The organism is Parapedobacter deserti (assembly GCF_042646065.1).
GTDB classification, from domain to species: domain Bacteria; phylum Bacteroidota; class Bacteroidia; order Sphingobacteriales; family Sphingobacteriaceae; genus Parapedobacter; species Parapedobacter deserti.
The window spans coordinates 1-14,600 of the sequence record NZ_JBHRTA010000056.1 but is presented as its reverse complement, the minus strand read 5'-3'; the positions used below and the strand labels follow the sequence as shown (position 1 = coordinate 14,600).

At 44.6% G+C, this 14,600-nt stretch carries 17 protein-coding genes; 6 read left to right on the top strand and 11 right to left on the bottom strand.

Annotated elements, in window-relative coordinates:
• The first annotated feature begins 89 nt into the window (after positions 1-89).
• Positions 90-497 carry an alpha/beta fold hydrolase gene (locus tag ACFOET_RS18110; RefSeq protein ID WP_379025288.1) on the top strand — a complete coding sequence of 136 codons (408 nt, stop codon included), beginning with the start codon at positions 90-92 and terminating at the stop codon, positions 495-497.
• A complete protein-coding gene (locus ACFOET_RS18105; protein WP_379025286.1) occupies positions 469-897 on the top strand; it encodes an alpha/beta fold hydrolase in 429 nt (142 codons plus the stop codon). The genes ACFOET_RS18110 and ACFOET_RS18105 overlap by 29 nt, the downstream gene beginning before the upstream one ends.
• A gap of 195 nt (positions 898-1,092) precedes the next feature.
• Here ACFOET_RS18105 and rsgA read toward each other — a convergent pair whose 3' ends face one another.
• From rsgA to ACFOET_RS18065, 8 genes are all read right to left on the bottom strand, one after another.
• Entirely contained in the window at positions 1,093-2,148 is a 1,056-nt protein-coding gene (rsgA, locus tag ACFOET_RS18100) for a ribosome small subunit-dependent GTPase A (RefSeq protein WP_379025284.1), read from the bottom strand.
• A 438-nt stretch (positions 2,149-2,586) separates the two neighbouring features.
• Positions 2,587-3,048, bottom strand: coding sequence for a GNAT family N-acetyltransferase (locus ACFOET_RS18095; RefSeq protein ID WP_379025282.1), 462 nt, complete (start codon positions 3,046-3,048; stop codon positions 2,587-2,589).
• A 76-nt stretch (positions 3,049-3,124) separates the two neighbouring features.
• Positions 3,125-4,000: a lysophospholipid acyltransferase family protein gene (locus ACFOET_RS18090; RefSeq protein WP_379025280.1), complete on the bottom strand. Its 876-nt coding sequence runs from the start codon at positions 3,998-4,000 to the stop codon at positions 3,125-3,127.
• Position 4,001: 1 nt separating this feature from the next.
• The gene (locus ACFOET_RS18085) at positions 4,002-4,922 is read right to left on the bottom strand and encodes a DUF6268 family outer membrane beta-barrel protein (protein ID WP_379025278.1); all 921 of its coding nucleotides are present in this window, start codon (positions 4,920-4,922) and stop codon (positions 4,002-4,004) included.
• 135 nt (positions 4,923-5,057) lie between these two features.
• Positions 5,058-6,026, bottom strand: coding sequence for an NAD-dependent epimerase/dehydratase family protein (locus tag ACFOET_RS18080; protein WP_379025276.1), 969 nt, complete (start codon positions 6,024-6,026; stop codon positions 5,058-5,060).
• A gap of 86 nt (positions 6,027-6,112) precedes the next feature.
• Positions 6,113-6,691 carry a Crp/Fnr family transcriptional regulator gene (locus ACFOET_RS18075; protein ID WP_379025274.1) on the bottom strand — a complete coding sequence of 193 codons (579 nt, stop codon included), beginning with the start codon at positions 6,689-6,691 and terminating at the stop codon, positions 6,113-6,115.
• Between the two features lie 73 nt (positions 6,692-6,764).
• Positions 6,765-7,520, bottom strand: coding sequence for a LytR/AlgR family response regulator transcription factor (locus tag ACFOET_RS18070; RefSeq protein ID WP_379025272.1), 756 nt, complete (start codon positions 7,518-7,520; stop codon positions 6,765-6,767).
• A complete protein-coding gene (locus tag ACFOET_RS18065; protein WP_379025270.1) occupies positions 7,517-8,524 on the bottom strand; it encodes a sensor histidine kinase in 1,008 nt (335 codons plus the stop codon). The genes ACFOET_RS18070 and ACFOET_RS18065 overlap by 4 nt, the downstream gene beginning before the upstream one ends.
• A 400-nt stretch (positions 8,525-8,924) precedes the next feature.
• On the opposite strand from ACFOET_RS18065, the gene ACFOET_RS18060 reads away from it, so the two are divergent.
• Positions 8,925-10,796 (top strand): patatin-like phospholipase family protein, encoded by a 1,872-nt coding sequence (locus tag ACFOET_RS18060; RefSeq protein ID WP_379025268.1) that lies wholly within the window; start codon positions 8,925-8,927, stop codon positions 10,794-10,796.
• A 114-nt stretch (positions 10,797-10,910) separates the two neighbouring features.
• Here ACFOET_RS18060 and ACFOET_RS18055 read toward each other — a convergent pair whose 3' ends face one another.
• Together ACFOET_RS18055 and ACFOET_RS18050 are read right to left on the bottom strand one after the other, a co-directional pair.
• Entirely contained in the window at positions 10,911-11,339 is a 429-nt protein-coding gene (locus ACFOET_RS18055) for a DoxX family protein (protein ID WP_379025266.1), read from the bottom strand.
• A 23-nt stretch (positions 11,340-11,362) separates the two neighbouring features.
• The gene (locus ACFOET_RS18050) at positions 11,363-11,785 is read right to left on the bottom strand and encodes an SRPBCC family protein (RefSeq protein ID WP_379025264.1); all 423 of its coding nucleotides are present in this window, start codon (positions 11,783-11,785) and stop codon (positions 11,363-11,365) included.
• A 202-nt stretch (positions 11,786-11,987) separates the two neighbouring features.
• Between ACFOET_RS18050 and ACFOET_RS18045 the strand changes: the two genes are divergently transcribed.
• The 3 genes from ACFOET_RS18045 to ACFOET_RS18035 all read left to right on the top strand — a co-directional run bounded on the left by ACFOET_RS18045 (position 11,988) and on the right by ACFOET_RS18035 (position 13,856).
• Complete coding sequence (locus ACFOET_RS18045) at positions 11,988-12,854, top strand: AraC family transcriptional regulator (protein ID WP_379025262.1); 867 nt, start codon at positions 11,988-11,990, stop codon at positions 12,852-12,854.
• 73 nt (positions 12,855-12,927) lie between these two features.
• Positions 12,928-13,359, top strand: a complete 432-nt coding sequence (locus ACFOET_RS18040; RefSeq protein ID WP_379025260.1) for a VOC family protein — start codon at positions 12,928-12,930, stop codon at positions 13,357-13,359.
• An 89-nt stretch (positions 13,360-13,448) separates the two neighbouring features.
• Positions 13,449-13,856, top strand: coding sequence for a cupin domain-containing protein (locus ACFOET_RS18035; RefSeq protein WP_379025259.1), 408 nt, complete (start codon positions 13,449-13,451; stop codon positions 13,854-13,856).
• A 301-nt stretch (positions 13,857-14,157) separates the two neighbouring features.
• Here the strand turns inward: ACFOET_RS18035 and ACFOET_RS18030 are convergent, their stop codons facing one another.
• Entirely contained in the window at positions 14,158-14,358 is a 201-nt protein-coding gene (locus ACFOET_RS18030; protein ID WP_379025257.1) for a hypothetical protein, read from the bottom strand.
• Positions 14,359-14,600 lie beyond the last annotated feature (242 nt).

The window sequence follows — 14,600 nt, the reverse complement described above, 5'->3', positions numbered from 1 at the left end:
ACACGTGGGATAAAATTTTTCGAAAAGAGGTATAGAACTTGGAATAGCGGAATTTAGCGGTATATTTGGGCAATAGACAAACGAACTGCATGAAAGTCCTTTCCATGCTTACTTTAGCGCTGGGCATCTTCTTCGGTTCAGTTGCCCTAGGGCAACCAACAGACACCCTTATCAACGTAGGAAACTATCAACTCCATTTTAACGTGACTCCGGGGGTTGGTATCCCAATCATTTTTGAATCAGGTGCTGGAAATGATGGATCCGTTTGGAACGAAGTGTGTAAACGGCTCCGGCAACATATCGGGTCGCCACTCGTCACCTACGATCGGGCGGGATTTGGCGCAAGCGGAATTGACAATAACCAGATAGACATTACTAGCGAGGTGAACGATTTACAGATATGCCTCAAACAGTTAAAATTTGACGGAGCGTACTTCTTGGTTGCCCATTCCTTGAGGGAATTACGCCATGAAATTCATTTCCAATGCCCCGGATAAGGTAAAGGGAGCTGTTTTCATTGATATTGTGAGCCCTGATTTCATGACCACGCAACGTGCCAGGCAGACTAAACAACTCTTTATGGACAGCCTAGCATCCATTAAAAAGGAAAGTATTGGCTTTTATCACCTCGTTTTAAATTATGAGAATACCAGTGAGGCAATGCGTGAAGTCTCAAAATCCATCCAAATACCCCTAACCGTGATAGCTTCTGGAAAAACACCGTTTGACGGGAATGATCGGCAGTTGTTTTTAGATGGCCTAAGAAGATTCGCCATGGATAAGAAGAATCGAAAATATGTCTTAGTCGAAAATGCCGATCACTATGTTTTTTACGACGAACCGGATTTAGTTGTAGAAGAAATTGTAAGTCTATATAACCGGGTAAACGAACAGTAGATCTAGCCTATATAGACCGTCCTCGGCTGGCTTTTTTCACTCTCTTAGCTGCTTCTTCTTTATATCCGTTTCGGAAGCATCACGGCTCTCCACTCATCAAAAATAGGTTCGCTCCTTTTGGAGGTATAGCGTACATAATCCCTGCTTCTGTCGAAGCAGGGATGGAGTGCCAATAGGATGATGCCCGTTAAAGCATTAACGGTCCGCTTTGCGTTGCTTTACTTCTTCCAAGATTTTCGAAAAGGACTTTTCTCTCTTACGCTTTTCGTGTTCCGATGCCGAGAAATGCCAAGCCTCCCTACGGAGTTTTATATAGCTTTCGTAGACCTTACGATCCAGTGTACGATTATTTACGGCTTCCAGAATCGCACAGCCAGGTTCGTTGATATGTTCACAATCCTCAAAACGACATGATTCCGCAATGTCGGGAAATTCTTTTACTTCGGTAAGTGAATCCGGATCATCAATCGCTAACCCGAATTCACGAACGCCAGGCGTATCAATTAAAATGCCCATGTTATCCATCAATACCATCTCTCTCCGAGTCGAAGTATGCCGTCCCTTTCCTGTGGAAAAACTAATATCGGAAGTAGCCAATACGGGGCGCTCGCAAAGTGCATTTACCAGCGAACTTTTCCCGACGCCCGAAGAACCGACGAATATAACCGTCTCGCCACGGCTAATGGACTCCCCTATTTGGCGTATCGTCTGGGGTTGATGAATGCTAGTGAAGTATACCGGCATCCGATGAACTAGGTGTTCGATCGCTTCGTCGATGGGTTCCTTGTCAAAGCGTAAATCCGCTTTGTTAAGCACCAAGAGGGCCTCGATCCCTGCCTCACCTATCTGAACCAGGAAACGCTCGACCTTACGGACGTTGAAGTTTCCGTCGAGGCTTTGCACGATAAATGCTTTGTCGACATGCGAGGCGATGGCTTGTCGATCTGCAACCGTACCGCTTTTCTTGCGATACAACGTCCGTTCCCGGCTTAACATATCAACTACGATTCCTTTGTGGTCATCAAAGGCTTGAAAAATCACCCAATCGCCAACGCACGGCAATTCAGAGGCCGATTTTCCGAATAGCAGGCTTCCGGTCAGTTCACATTGAAAAATTCCACCTTCGGAAACTACTTCATAGCAGGTGCGATGCACAATGGCTATTCGCCCATGAAACAACGCCTTATGTATTGATTTTTGTTTTTGTTGGTCCAATCTGTTATTCCAACCGTACGTTTCTAAATTGATCATGGCTTTATATGTTAAGCATGAATAAATGTACCGTCGTAGCATCCACTTCTTTTGGTAGAATACCACTTGGTATGTTTCTAGCGTTCATGATCGCCAGGTTGTTGTCAAACGCAGACAACGATCCCTTTGTATCGCACGCATTTTAAATTAACTATGCCAATAAAAGATTTTTCTCAAATAGGGTTATTTGAGCGGAACGATGGGACAATCTGCACTGTATTATACAGATTGTTTACAGTACAATATCCGAATTGAATGGAGCATTAAACATAAAATCATTCGTTAGTTCGACAAAGGTAGAAATTAATAAGTCAATTTTAAATAAGCAACACGTTAAACTTGTTCCTTTCAGGGTCAACAAATGTACCCGTAGTGTTCAGATCCAGCTTACCGTCTCATGCCCGGCTTGTTACTCGAGGTGGCTTTCCGTTAAGGTGACTACGTAGTTGAAACTAGCTTTCGCAACATCACCATATCCTTCAGTTGTATACCGTTCTCGTATATGGGTTGCGCGTAGTTATGGAAAAAAAAGTCTTTCCGGGTGGCGAATCGTTCAAAGCCTGCTTTCTGGTAAAAATTGATCTGCTTGGTTGCGATATCGGGCGTGCCCACGATGATTTCCCGAAATCCCATTTCTTTTGCCCGTTTTTCTGCATCGGCCAGCATAAGTTTTCCGATGCCCCGGCTTTGGTATGCCTCGGCAACGGCAATGTTTTTCAACTCTACCGTTTCGGTATGGAGGGGACAGAGCACATATACCCCAATAATCTTAATTTCCCCTTCGACGACGTAAATATTGCCTTCGTGGATGTATTTATCTATTGCCGCAATCGTCTCATCTGCCAACAGCAGTAGATCGTATGGGATGGGTTCCGACCCGAGGAGCTCCCTTATCTTCATATCTTCTTTATCGGTCATTTTTGAAGCTGTTGAGACAATTTCAAATGTAGCTAATTAATCAATATCCACCAGCGCGTCATCTTTTCCATCGCTTATGTGTCCACAGCCAGCCGTATGGTTCCTCCTGGATATTTTCCGTCAGCAGGTCAACGTACTTCTGGGTGATTTCGCCGTCGTCCATCGCTTCGGCTTCGGCACATAGGGGTACGCAGACTATTTTATAGTGTCCCTTTGATACCTGCGTAATGTGCAGGTAGATCACGGCCGCCCGACCTGCGCGAGCCAGTTTTTCCATACCCGAAAAAACATAGGTTTCCTGATTCAATAGCGTAAACCGGTATTTATCCTCCTTAATGTGCGGACATTGATCAGCAAGAAACAGGTAGACCGCCGGGCGTGTTTTTTTAGCTAGCATGTGGCGGATCACGGCGCTACCAGACATTAACTTCATGCCAAAACGGGACCGGAGCTTGGCCATCAGCCGGTTCATCGTTGCCGACCGGAGGGGTTTGTAAACGGCATATACCTCGTGGCGCATTTTATAGGGCATCACATTCAGCATCTCCCAATTGCCGCAATGCCCCAGACAGGCAATCACATTGCGCCCGCTGTTGATATACCGGTCGATCAACCCCAGATTCTCGAAGATGATCTTCTTCTCCAGTAGGTCTATCGGCGCAGAGACGCCTTTTATGATTTCAGCAAAATAGGCGCAAAAGCACACGTAGAACTTTTTTACGATGGCGTGGATTTCCCCATATCGCTTATCCGGAAAAGAACGCGCCACATTTTGGATGACCGTTGTTTTCCGGTACCCGATGAGGTAATAAGCGAGGAAAAACGTCAAAGAAGCCATCGCATACAGCCATGCGATGGGCAGCAGGCTTACGGCATAAGTAATTCCATAAACGCCCCAATAGGCTACGTTCAGTACGGCTCGCTTCGGGTTCATCTTAAAACTTCATTTTTAACCCTACTGACGCATAGGGAGAGGCCGAAAAATGATAGTCATTATCCCCGGCAAACACCCCTTTCAAGGTTCGGTCGCTGTAAGATGCCGGACGGAACAGGTTTAGCCCTGCCATCGCCGTCATCGACAGCCCCGTTTTGCCAAGCGTTAATTCGGGCCGAAACCCCGTAACGATGTATTGATGCGAGAAGATCACGTCTTTGCCGTCCTTTTTGAGCAAAGCGACCTGCCCGTTCATTTCAAGGGCATACGACAGCTTGAAGCGGTCATTGAAGCCGTAACCCGCCGACACATCCAACCCTTCGACCAGCTCAATAGTTACGTCGAATTTCCCGTCATGCCGCCAGTTGACATAGACGGCCGGAAACACCATCGGATACCCGAGGGAACTGTTTATCGCCACACCGCCGCCGATATCGAGGTTGGGGTTCAGGTGGCGGATAAACACCACACCCCCGCTCCCAAGCACGTTTTTGAAGCCGATTCGGGAAAAATCGGTCGTGGGTGTAAATATCCCCGCTCCTACGCTCGCCCGCATCGACCATTTATCGTTCAACGGGCGCAAGTGGTAAACGCGCAGCTGTAGGTTCACGATTTCGGAGACCATGTGCTGCGAGAAATTTTGGTTTTTTAACGAAACGTACGCGGCACCAAGACCGACGCCCCAGGCAGTCGGACGGTTGTTTGCATTTAATTTCATCGATAAGGGCATACTGAATGCACCCTGATAGACCATCGCCGAGCCTTTGGCGTCACCGATTTTTTCCCGCGGCTTTTCACCGGGAGGCAGGTAATAGTACCCCGAATTCCCAATGTACTCCGTCTTGAAAGACAGCTGTTGTGCCCTTGCTCCCAGACCCAGCAGCATAAACAATGCCGCCAAACAAAATGATGTCAACTTCATGATTTGTGTTTTCGCTTATTCCTTTTTGAACAAAAAAAAGCGGAATGGGACAAAACAGAAAGCAATAAACTGCAGACTTCAATATCAGCGGGATGAATTGCAACATGAGAACATTAGAATAATCGGTACCAGTGCTTAATTCTTCATAAAGGCCAGTCCTTGTTCTATGGTTACAAGTGTTTTATAGCCGAGTTCCTGTTTTGCTCTTTTGTCGGTGGTAATGAATTCCAAACCCAAAGTATTTACAAGCCCTTTATAAAGGGGAGGGTGTCCTTTAAATCCAAACACTTTCCAAACGAATTCCATTACCGTTGCCGCCCTTTTTGCCGTTGACAGGGAGACGCTTTTATCCGGAACGCTTACACCTTGCGTTGCTACGTATTTCGTAATAAAGTCTTTGAAAATGGGCGTTTCTCCGTCAGTTAGGAAGTATGCCTTTCCGCCGCTTTGTTCGGATTGCTCTGCAAGATACAGCGCGTGGCAGACATTCTTCACGTGGCAGGTAACAAACCGATGGTTGCCTCCGTCGATAAATCGCATACGCCCTTTCTGTACCGCTTCGATGATTCCGGCTAATGTGTTCGGGTCGCCTTTACCCCAGATCAATGGCGGCCTCAGTGACGCCGTTTGAAACGTTTTGGTATTGCTACGCAAAACCAGCTTTTCGGCCTGCAGTTTTGTTCTTGAATAGCCGTCAATGATGTTGTCTGAGACAAAAGTTTCATCAGCGTTCCGTATCGGTTTACCATTCATAATTACGGATGCCGCACCCAGGTAAATGAACTTTCGAACGTTGGCATCTTTTGCAGCCGACACTAAGCGTTCGGTCGCTTCAACGTGCAATTTTTTGAGAGCTTGTTCAGAGGCAAAAAAATCGACCGACGCCGCTAAATGGAATACCGAAATACATTCTTTTACGCCGTCTGTTATCGCTTCCTTGTCACTCAGATCACCTTTAATCGCTGTTGCTCCTAGGCGTTCTACTTTTTCAATGGCTTCTGCCGAACGCGCCAGTGCTTTTACCTGATAACCCTTTTCGATGAGCATGGGGATTAGGTTTTGCCCCACAAAACCCGAACCGCCAGTTACAAATACTTGTTTCATTCTTTGCATGTTTAGAAATTATACCATGCAAAGTTGGCAAGCGCAGAAACGAAAAACGTTTACAAAAGACAAGAAAAGACGTATGATTACACCTTTCCAAAGATTCTTTTGCGGATACGGCTTAACGAGGTCGCCGTAATGCCTAGGTAAGTAGCCAGCATATGTTGAGGAACGCGTTGAAAAAGTTCCGGGTTTTGCGACAGCAAATTGATATAGCGTTCTTCTGGTTTGTCTAAAACAAATGAAGCCAAGGCTTGATGAAACTGAATAAGCGTTTGCTCCAGAATTTTTCTCACAAACTCGTTCATTGAGGGAATCGTTTCGTAAAGTCGGTCCAGATCATTTTTGTTGAGGACAAGCAATTCAGCGGGTTCAAGTGTTTCAATCGCTTCTTTGCTTCTCATTCCCGTGATGAAGCTTTCAAACGCTCCGATGAAATTACCTTCGGTCATAAGATAGATCGTGAGTTGTTCGCCATCTTTCACGTAGTATTTCCGTACGCAGCCCTTGAGTAAGAAAAACAAATTGTCTGTCCGTTTGTCGTATGAAACTAATTCTGATTTTGCATCCACTTTTCGGAATGACAGTGCAGCAGCCAACAACTCTTTGTCTGCACTTGAGAAGTTCACAAACCGGTCTGTATATTTAAAAAGTTGTGCTAACATGGGTAGTTCACTGTTCCTTCTTACTATCCACACCGAATATACGCACTATTCCGCTACATGCAAAGGCCCCTGGTCATTCCACGATCCCGTCCATCCATTTCAGAAAGTCTGGAACGCGCACCCGGCTCACCAAAACCTTGTGCGGGCATTCCGGTGAGAAGGAAAGCTTCAGCCGGCTGTTGAAGTATTTGGCGACGTTTTCTATCGCTTTTACATGGCCGATGCAGTTGCGCGATACGCGGAAAAACAGCCGATGATCGAGCTGCTGTGCTAATTGGTCTAACGTATAATTAATGATGTACCGCCGATCGTTGAATGTGTGGAGGAAGACGACCCCGTCTTCGCTATAAAAATGGGCGATATCCGTGGTTTCGATATAATGGTAATTTTCCCCTTTGGCTATCAGGAAACGGTTCTTGGTTTTGAGCGGCAGGAGCTGTTCAACATTCCGGGGACTGGCCTTATCCGGGTGGTTATTAAAGATGGTTTCAAACTTGGTCAGTGCCGCTTCCAGTTCCTGCTCATCAAACGGTTTTAACAGGTAATCGACACTGTTTAGCTTGAACGCTTTGATGGCATGCTCATCGTAAGCCGTGGTAAAGATCACCGGTGTGGTCACTTTCACGTGGTTAAACACCTCGAAGCAGTTGCCGTCTGCAAGGCGGATATCCATCAGGATCAGGTCAACGGCAGTTGCTTTCAGAAACCCGATGGTATCAACGACCGTTTTGGTATGGCTCTCCAGCACATAATCGGGGCGCAATTTTGCAATCATACGCTTCAGCTCCTCGTAAGCAAGCTGCTCGTCTTCTACGATCAGGTACTTCATGACTGAATATAGGGGATTTTTATCATAAATACGTGTTCGGTATGCGCCACGATGACTTCTTTACCGTACATTTTATATTGCTTGACCAGGTATTTCAATCCGACGCCGCCTTTATCCGCAGGGGTTGACGGCTGGATGTTGTTTTCAACCGTTATGTAGTCGCTATCGATCGTAATTGTTATGTGCAGCTGTGATTCTTCGGTTGCACTATTGTGCTTGAATGCATTCTCGATGAGCAGTTGCAGGGTAAGGGGAATAACCTGATGCTGTTCACAGACCGCTGTTTTATTTACCGTAAACGTAAACGCGTTTTCAAACCGGGTCCGCATCATAAAAATATACGCATCCAGCGCATCCAGTTCTTCCGCCACCGACACAACCGGCTGCCGGGTAAGGGAAAGCACATACCGGTAGGTTTTTGAGAGCGCTTTTGTAAACTTGTTGGCGCTGTCCGGATTGATGTAGATTAGCGAAGACAGCACATTTAGCGAATTGAACAGGAAATGCGGGTTTATCTGTGCCCTTAGTGTTTCGTGCTGGAACAACAGCACCTTTCGTTTGGCTATTTCGGAATCGGCTATGGCTTTTTGCTCGGACTGGAAATAATGGATCAACTCGAATACCAACAGGATGGGAATATTGGTTGTCATGGCAAACGCAAATTTGACAAGGAAAGAAGGCATTCCCGCTTGGGGAACCAGCAGTACTTCGTAGATCAGGTAATTGAAAATCCCCATTACTATCAAGGATATTACCGTTATACCGGCAATATCTGCCACGATACGGTAAAAAATATTCTTGGAATAGGGCAAATACCTATTCAAAAACAGCAACAGCCCGTAGTCTGCGATGCACATGGCCAGGATGACAGTGTAGTGGGCGGATAGCTGGATGTGAAAATTATGCCATAGCTCTTCTTTCATCAGGATAATGCTGAAAAGCATTTGACACAACGCATAGATCAGTGTAGCGAAAAAGAAGATGAGCAGCCGCTTTATATTCATTTGCTTCGTTGAGCCGATCTTCAAAAGTAAACTTTCCTAGGTAAGATTTATTATAACCTGCCCCGGGTTTCTGATGAACTTCATTTTTTTGGGGATGAATTTAACGGTGTTTAAAAATCACACTCGGGGTGAAGTCTTTCGAAAGGGATACAGAAATCTCGAATAGCGGAGTCCCACATTATCGGAGCATAGGCGATTACCTGAACCGAAAACTTGTAGGCGGCGGGAGAGCGGAATCGTTGGAGTCATCCAGCCCCTTATTTTTTCTGCCAGCTTTTGTTGCCTTTTCGCAATATCACCGCAGGATTTTTATATAAACTTGCTGACATAAAGATATTTAGTTATCTTTAGTTTGTTGTATTCTTAGTTATTCCAGTGCTGACCATTTGTTTCTGTACCTATGACAAAGAAAAATACAGTCTCTGATCTGCCGCAGCATAATCCTTTCCAAAGCATCGCGCTCGCATTTTCGGGTGGTGGTTTCAGGGCTGCCGCTTTCTCCTTGGGAGCCCTTAGCTATCTGGAGCATTTAACACTGGAAGGCGTACCGCTCACAAAACACGTCGGCTACATAAGCTCAGCCTCCGGAGGTACTATTATTAATCTGCTTTACACCTCGGCCATGCACAAGGGTGTCTCGTTTGATGAGTTTTATGAAAAGACCAAGGCAAAGTTAAATGGAGAAGATTTGTTGGAGAATGTCCTTTCCGTGTTGAATGACGACGGATACTGGAGGAAAACCGGTAACGAAAAACGCCGGAATCTGATCAATTCCTTTGCAAAAGTTTATGACGATGAATTCTTCCACGGGGAAACGATGGCGGTGTATGCCACCAAAAGATATGTCAAAAAATTTGAGATTTGTTGCAATGCGACCGAATTCTACCGCGGCCTCTCGTTTAGATTTAAAACCGACGGCACAAAAAGCTGGTACCAGGTAATCGGCAATAAATACCTGAGGTTTGATGATACACGGATAGACTGCTTTCAAAAACTGAAACTCGCCGACGTCCTAGCTGCCTCATCCTGCTTTCCAATGGGGCTTGAACCGATTGTATTTCCGGAAGACTTCACCTATAACGATGATAATAACAAGGTTCTTACCTCACAGGAACTTCGGGAAGCCGTAGTATACGCTGACTATAACGAGAAGGAAATGCATTTGTCTGACTATACAAGCAGGAAGAATATTGACGCTGCGCATCCCCTTCAAATCCGTTCTTTTGGATTGATGGATGGCGGGATTACCGACAATCAGGCACTAAAAAGCCTTATGCTGGCTGATGAAAAACGGAGGCGGAAACAGAAACCCGATCCATTCGACCTGATGATCGTTACCGATGTTAGCAGTTACTTCATGGATTATTACAAAGTACCGGATCAGAAAGGGGAAAAAGGATGGCGGGGAAAAAGCATTGATCGCTATGTCAACCTGTTTCAGCAGGCGGTCAGGTATCCATTGCGTATCCAGAATGGTGCACTGGCAATTGCGATCGCCTGCTTCGCGGTTTCCATCACCTTTGAGACGCCTTACGCCCGCTATACCGGTTTGGTTTTCGGCGGAATGGCAACGGCGGTTTTTATGATGATGTGGACGGCCCGGAAATGGCGTGTTACCCGGGAGATTTTGCAGCAACCGGAAAAATTTGACCCGCTCAAAACCGTCCGGACGGCCCTTCCCTTGCAATCATTTTCCGACCGGATTATCAACAAGATAATGGATTATCTGAGGCTGACCAAACTTAATGTATTGGAACAGATGCTGAAAGCGCGGATTACTTCTGTGATGAGCATGGTGCTGGATGTCAACCTGAAGCATGTTAGGAGGCTTATCTATGAATTGTTTTACAATGATGAGCGCTGGGAAAACCGGCGCGTGTCCAATTTTATTTATGAATTGAGCTCCTATAATCTTGCGAGCCGTTCCAACCGATTCAACAGTCCAAAGCGCCTGGGTTGGAAAGCGACAGCGGAGGATAAAGCCCTGCTCTGTGAGAATCTGGATAACATGATGCCGATAGCTGAACGGGCAAGAACAATGGGTACCACCTTATGGTTTGACAAAGAAGACCGGGATAATGATCAACTGGCCAACATTATCAAGACAGGCCAATTCACGACCTGCATGAATTTACTGGAATACGTTATATCGTTGGAACGCAAAAAGCTGGGCCTGGAAAAGGACCAGCTGGACAACGTGCTGATGATCAAAGCGCAATTGGTCAGGGACATTAATTTATTTAAAAGTAATCCAGGATGGTTATTCCAGTAGTTGCCGCTAAGCGTAGGTTTGGTAAAGCGTGAGTGCCGTTCTGTGATCACCCGCAACGGTGATAAGAATAGCACTCCCGCTTATGCTGCTGGTGGAATCCGCCCTTCGGCCCGGCTAACGGTTTCCACCAACGGCCAGTTGGTATGGATCAGTTGTTTGATAGTCCGTCTTACCACTCCGTACAAGCTTCTGGCTATACACATACGAAATAGCCAAAATGCCCAGTATCACGAGCGGCAACAACATAAACCCGATATGCCGATCTACGGCTGCGTGGCTGATGAATGCAAAGATTAAATTAAAGGTGAGCCCTGCATACGCCCATTCTCTTAATTTGGCGGGCACGCTAGGTATCGAAATGGCCAAAGCGCCCAGTACTTTACATATAATTAGCGCATAGGCGAAGTAGTCCGGATATCCCAAAGGCCTTGTACCTACTGTCGCTTGGTCTGGCGCAAACAGCAGCGAACCAAGTGGCATTGCTCCTTCCCAAAGGAGGATGATGATTGTTGCGATCCAAAAAATGATTCTGTTCTTTTTCATGACTGTAATTATTAAATGATTAATTAATTTGTTGATTCAACATATTTCACAAAGTTGTCGAGAATAGCTTGCCATCCTTGCTTCTGAAATTCGGGGTCGTTTTCGGTTTCCGGGTCGAAAATGGTTCGAATGTTGGTCTTGCCATCCTGCTCGGTAAACAGCGTAGAAACCTTCCGGCCATCGGGCATGGTGTAGGCAATTTCCTTATGTAACTCCACGTGGTCATAAATGCCTTCGAAGTCAAACCCGAAACTGCCGTCCTTGGCTTCAATCCTATTCTTAAATTTACCGCCTGTTCTCAAGTCGTTTTCACTGGCCGGGCAATGCCAGCTCGGGTCAGGGGTATTCCACTGCATAATGTCGTTTGGTGAATTCCAGGCTTTCCAAACCTTTGCTACGGGAGCATTTGCTGTTGCCTCTACCGTGATTCTTTTTTCTTCTGTCATAATTAATGAGCTTTATGTTTATCAATTGTTTACGATTCAAAGGTACATCACGGGAGAAAAAAGCGGCTGAAGTGAAAACGACAACTTTAGGGGCAGATTATGACAAAACACCTTCGTCTTTTTGTCCTTAACAAAGGTTGTTTGTAAATTTACATTTACGACATTCGTTAACAAACAATATAACCGTAAAGCTAACAACCTCATGGAGAAGGCAGTTGCCAGGGAGGTTGCGAAGAGGCAAAATACAGTACAGGTGGACTACAAGACATATAACCCGCAACCAGACCTAGCACCGTTGGTCAAATTCTATTGGACATTGAATGTACCTTTTGACCCTAATAATCAAAAGCAAAAAATCATTCCGGACGGTTGTATCGAAATGACTTTTAATCTGGGAGATAAAATAAAAAGATACATATCTGAAAACGAATTTATCCTCCACCCCAATGCTATGGTAATGGGTCAAAGAACAAAATCTTACTATATTTTACCAGTTGGAAATGTTGACACCATTGCAATTTGTTTTTACCCGCATGGATTCGCAAACTTTGTAAACACACCACTCGAAAAATTGGTTGACAAAGAAGTTCCTGTCGCTGAGCTTTTTGGACAACTGGCAGCCAATACATTAGAACAGCAAATTATACAAGCTATAGATACGCAGGAAAGAATTGAACTAATTGAAGCTTTTCTGCTTAGAAAACTCAATGACAAAGCTACAATAAGCAACATTGTTAAATCGACTGTTGATACACTTTTAAAGACCAATGGAAGTACCGCGATAAAGGTTATTTCGGAAGACAACTTATCGAAAAGACGGCTACTTGAAAGGCACTTTAAAAAACAAATTGGTATTAGTCCTAAGCAATTAAGCAAAGTCATTCGCTTGCAGGCTACCTTGCAGATGCTGCTCAACCAAAAGTCGGAGACATTGACTGAAATTGCCTATGAAAATGAATATTTTGACCAGAATCATTTCATTAAAGATTTTAAGGAATTTATCGGAATCACCCCGAAAGAACTTTTAGGTAATGAGAACTTCGCTCTTTCGGCACTATTCTACAAATAGCGTTTACGTGTCGCATTTTTACTATTTTTCTAATAGGCCTCAGGATATTTTTGCCTAAAAATAGACTGTAAAAATGGCAAATAAGAAATATCGTTCCGTAACAATAACAAAAGATACCTATACAAACTCAAAAATTATGAACAGTTATATCGCTATGTTCGAAATTCCCGCAACGGATGTTTCAAGAGCAGTAAAATTTTATCAAGCAGTTTTAGACCTTAAAATTGAAACAATGGAAATGCCTGGAATGCAAATGGGCATTTTCCCCTATGAAGCACAAGTGGTTTCAGCGGTTATCGTTAAAGCAGATGGTTACAACCCCTCAGCGGATGGTGTGACCGTTTATATGAATGGAGGAGATAACCTTCAAGTAATTCTGGATAAGGTGGAAAAAAATGGAGGAAAAATTCTAACACCGAAAACACTTCACGCAGATGAAAGCGGCTACTTTGCCTTATTCCTTGATTCAGAGGGCAATAAAATCGGACTTCATTCAGCAAATTAAAAACACAGAGCGGGTACCTGCGTGGTCCTATATTTAGACTACTAAATGGCTAAAGCCCGAAAAATTGCTTAGAATACTTTTTTAATCTAATGAAACAAAAAAGCGACCACACAGAAACCATTATCCTCGCCAAAGGACAGGGACGAATTTACAATTGCGGAACAATGACTGCTATTTTCAAGGCAGATGAGAACGAAACTAAGGAAAAATATAGCGTTTCAGAGTGGTGGCTAGAACCCAATTCTGAAGGACCCGGAGCACACTCTCACGAAAAGAATGACGAGGTGTTTTTTGTATTGGAAGGAACGATTTCGTTCTTTGTTGGAGACAAATGGGTTGATGCAGATAAAGGAAGTTTTTTACGAATTCCCGCTCAAACAACTCACGACTTTAAAAACAAAACCGACAAAAAATCCGGATTGCTTAACTTTCTTACACCCGGTGGTTTTGAAAAAAATATGCCTTCCATTGTGAAGTGGTTTGAAGATAATAAATAGGATTAGTTTAAATTTAGGGTTTCGTGGATAGCGAAAATCAAAATGTAAAAGGGCTGTCGAAAAACTGGGCTTTAAACTGGAGGGAACGAATACCGACCGGGAGTGTAAAATAACCCCAGCTCCTTTGAAAAAAGGAGCTGGGGTAATAACCATTTCCTATGAAAGAAATGTCGCCCCCATGGGGATCGGGGACTTTCAACCTAAACCTATTTCGAAATTAAACAATCCATCCATTACCTCCAAAAATTTGTCAACAAATTGACTTTTTACACGGAGGAATGGTAGAGTTTCAGAAATAAAATCAATCGTGGCCAGAAGGTATAGCCAAGACACTATGCAATTGGTAATCCACAGTGTCTAGCACCAGGACACCTTTTTGGTTTTTGATGTATCCATGGTGGTGGCGCCATAGCCGGTAAGGCCCTTTCGCCTGGAGGTCGATAAAACTCCGATGGGACTCGACATGGGTGGTTCCATCTTTCATTGATCGCTTGATTTTCATAAAAAGACCTTTCTAATGGATCGTCAATCTCAAGAGTTCTACTTAATGCGACCAGCCCAATTTGTGAGACGCTGCCTCACAAATTGGATAAATCTTTTGGCTTTTCTATCACCTTAACGATTGCTGCCAATTCCTCGTTATCCAGTCCTTTGTGGTGGGCCTTGTTTAAAATTTCCGCGAGCGTTTTAGGAAACTCCTGCAGGACATCCAGCTCTTTAAAGCTATCTGCGATTCGTTGGGTA

Excerpts from the sequence above, each read along its gene's own strand:
- ACFOET_RS18110 (WP_379025288.1), top strand. The coding sequence starts at position 90 with ATGAAAGTCCTTTCCATGCTTACTTTAGCGCTGGGCATCTTCTTCGGT.
- ACFOET_RS18105 (WP_379025286.1), top strand. The coding sequence starts at position 469 with ATGAAATTCATTTCCAATGCCCCGGATAAGGTAAAGGGAGCTGTTTTC.
- rsgA (WP_379025284.1), bottom strand. The coding sequence starts at position 2,148 with ATGATCAATTTAGAAACGTACGGTTGGAATAACAGATTGGACCAACAA.
- ACFOET_RS18095 (WP_379025282.1), bottom strand. The coding sequence starts at position 3,048 with ATGAAGATAAGGGAGCTCCTCGGGTCGGAACCCATCCCATACGATCTA.
- ACFOET_RS18090 (WP_379025280.1), bottom strand. The coding sequence starts at position 4,000 with ATGAACCCGAAGCGAGCCGTACTGAACGTAGCCTATTGGGGCGTTTAT.
- ACFOET_RS18085 (WP_379025278.1), bottom strand. The coding sequence starts at position 4,922 with ATGAAGTTGACATCATTTTGTTTGGCGGCATTGTTTATGCTGCTGGGT.
- ACFOET_RS18080 (WP_379025276.1), bottom strand. The coding sequence starts at position 6,026 with ATGAAACAAGTATTTGTAACTGGCGGTTCGGGTTTTGTGGGGCAAAAC.
- ACFOET_RS18075 (WP_379025274.1), bottom strand. The coding sequence starts at position 6,691 with ATGTTAGCACAACTTTTTAAATATACAGACCGGTTTGTGAACTTCTCA.
- ACFOET_RS18070 (WP_379025272.1), bottom strand. The coding sequence starts at position 7,520 with ATGAAGTACCTGATCGTAGAAGACGAGCAGCTTGCTTACGAGGAGCTG.
- ACFOET_RS18065 (WP_379025270.1), bottom strand. The coding sequence starts at position 8,524 with ATGAATATAAAGCGGCTGCTCATCTTCTTTTTCGCTACACTGATCTAT.
- ACFOET_RS18060 (WP_379025268.1), top strand. The coding sequence starts at position 8,925 with ATGACAAAGAAAAATACAGTCTCTGATCTGCCGCAGCATAATCCTTTC.
- ACFOET_RS18055 (WP_379025266.1), bottom strand. The coding sequence starts at position 11,339 with ATGAAAAAGAACAGAATCATTTTTTGGATCGCAACAATCATCATCCTC.
- ACFOET_RS18050 (WP_379025264.1), bottom strand. The coding sequence starts at position 11,785 with ATGACAGAAGAAAAAAGAATCACGGTAGAGGCAACAGCAAATGCTCCC.
- ACFOET_RS18045 (WP_379025262.1), top strand. The coding sequence starts at position 11,988 with ATGGAGAAGGCAGTTGCCAGGGAGGTTGCGAAGAGGCAAAATACAGTA.
- ACFOET_RS18040 (WP_379025260.1), top strand. The coding sequence starts at position 12,928 with ATGGCAAATAAGAAATATCGTTCCGTAACAATAACAAAAGATACCTAT.
- ACFOET_RS18035 (WP_379025259.1), top strand. The coding sequence starts at position 13,449 with ATGAAACAAAAAAGCGACCACACAGAAACCATTATCCTCGCCAAAGGA.
- ACFOET_RS18030 (WP_379025257.1), bottom strand. The coding sequence starts at position 14,358 with ATGAAAATCAAGCGATCAATGAAAGATGGAACCACCCATGTCGAGTCC.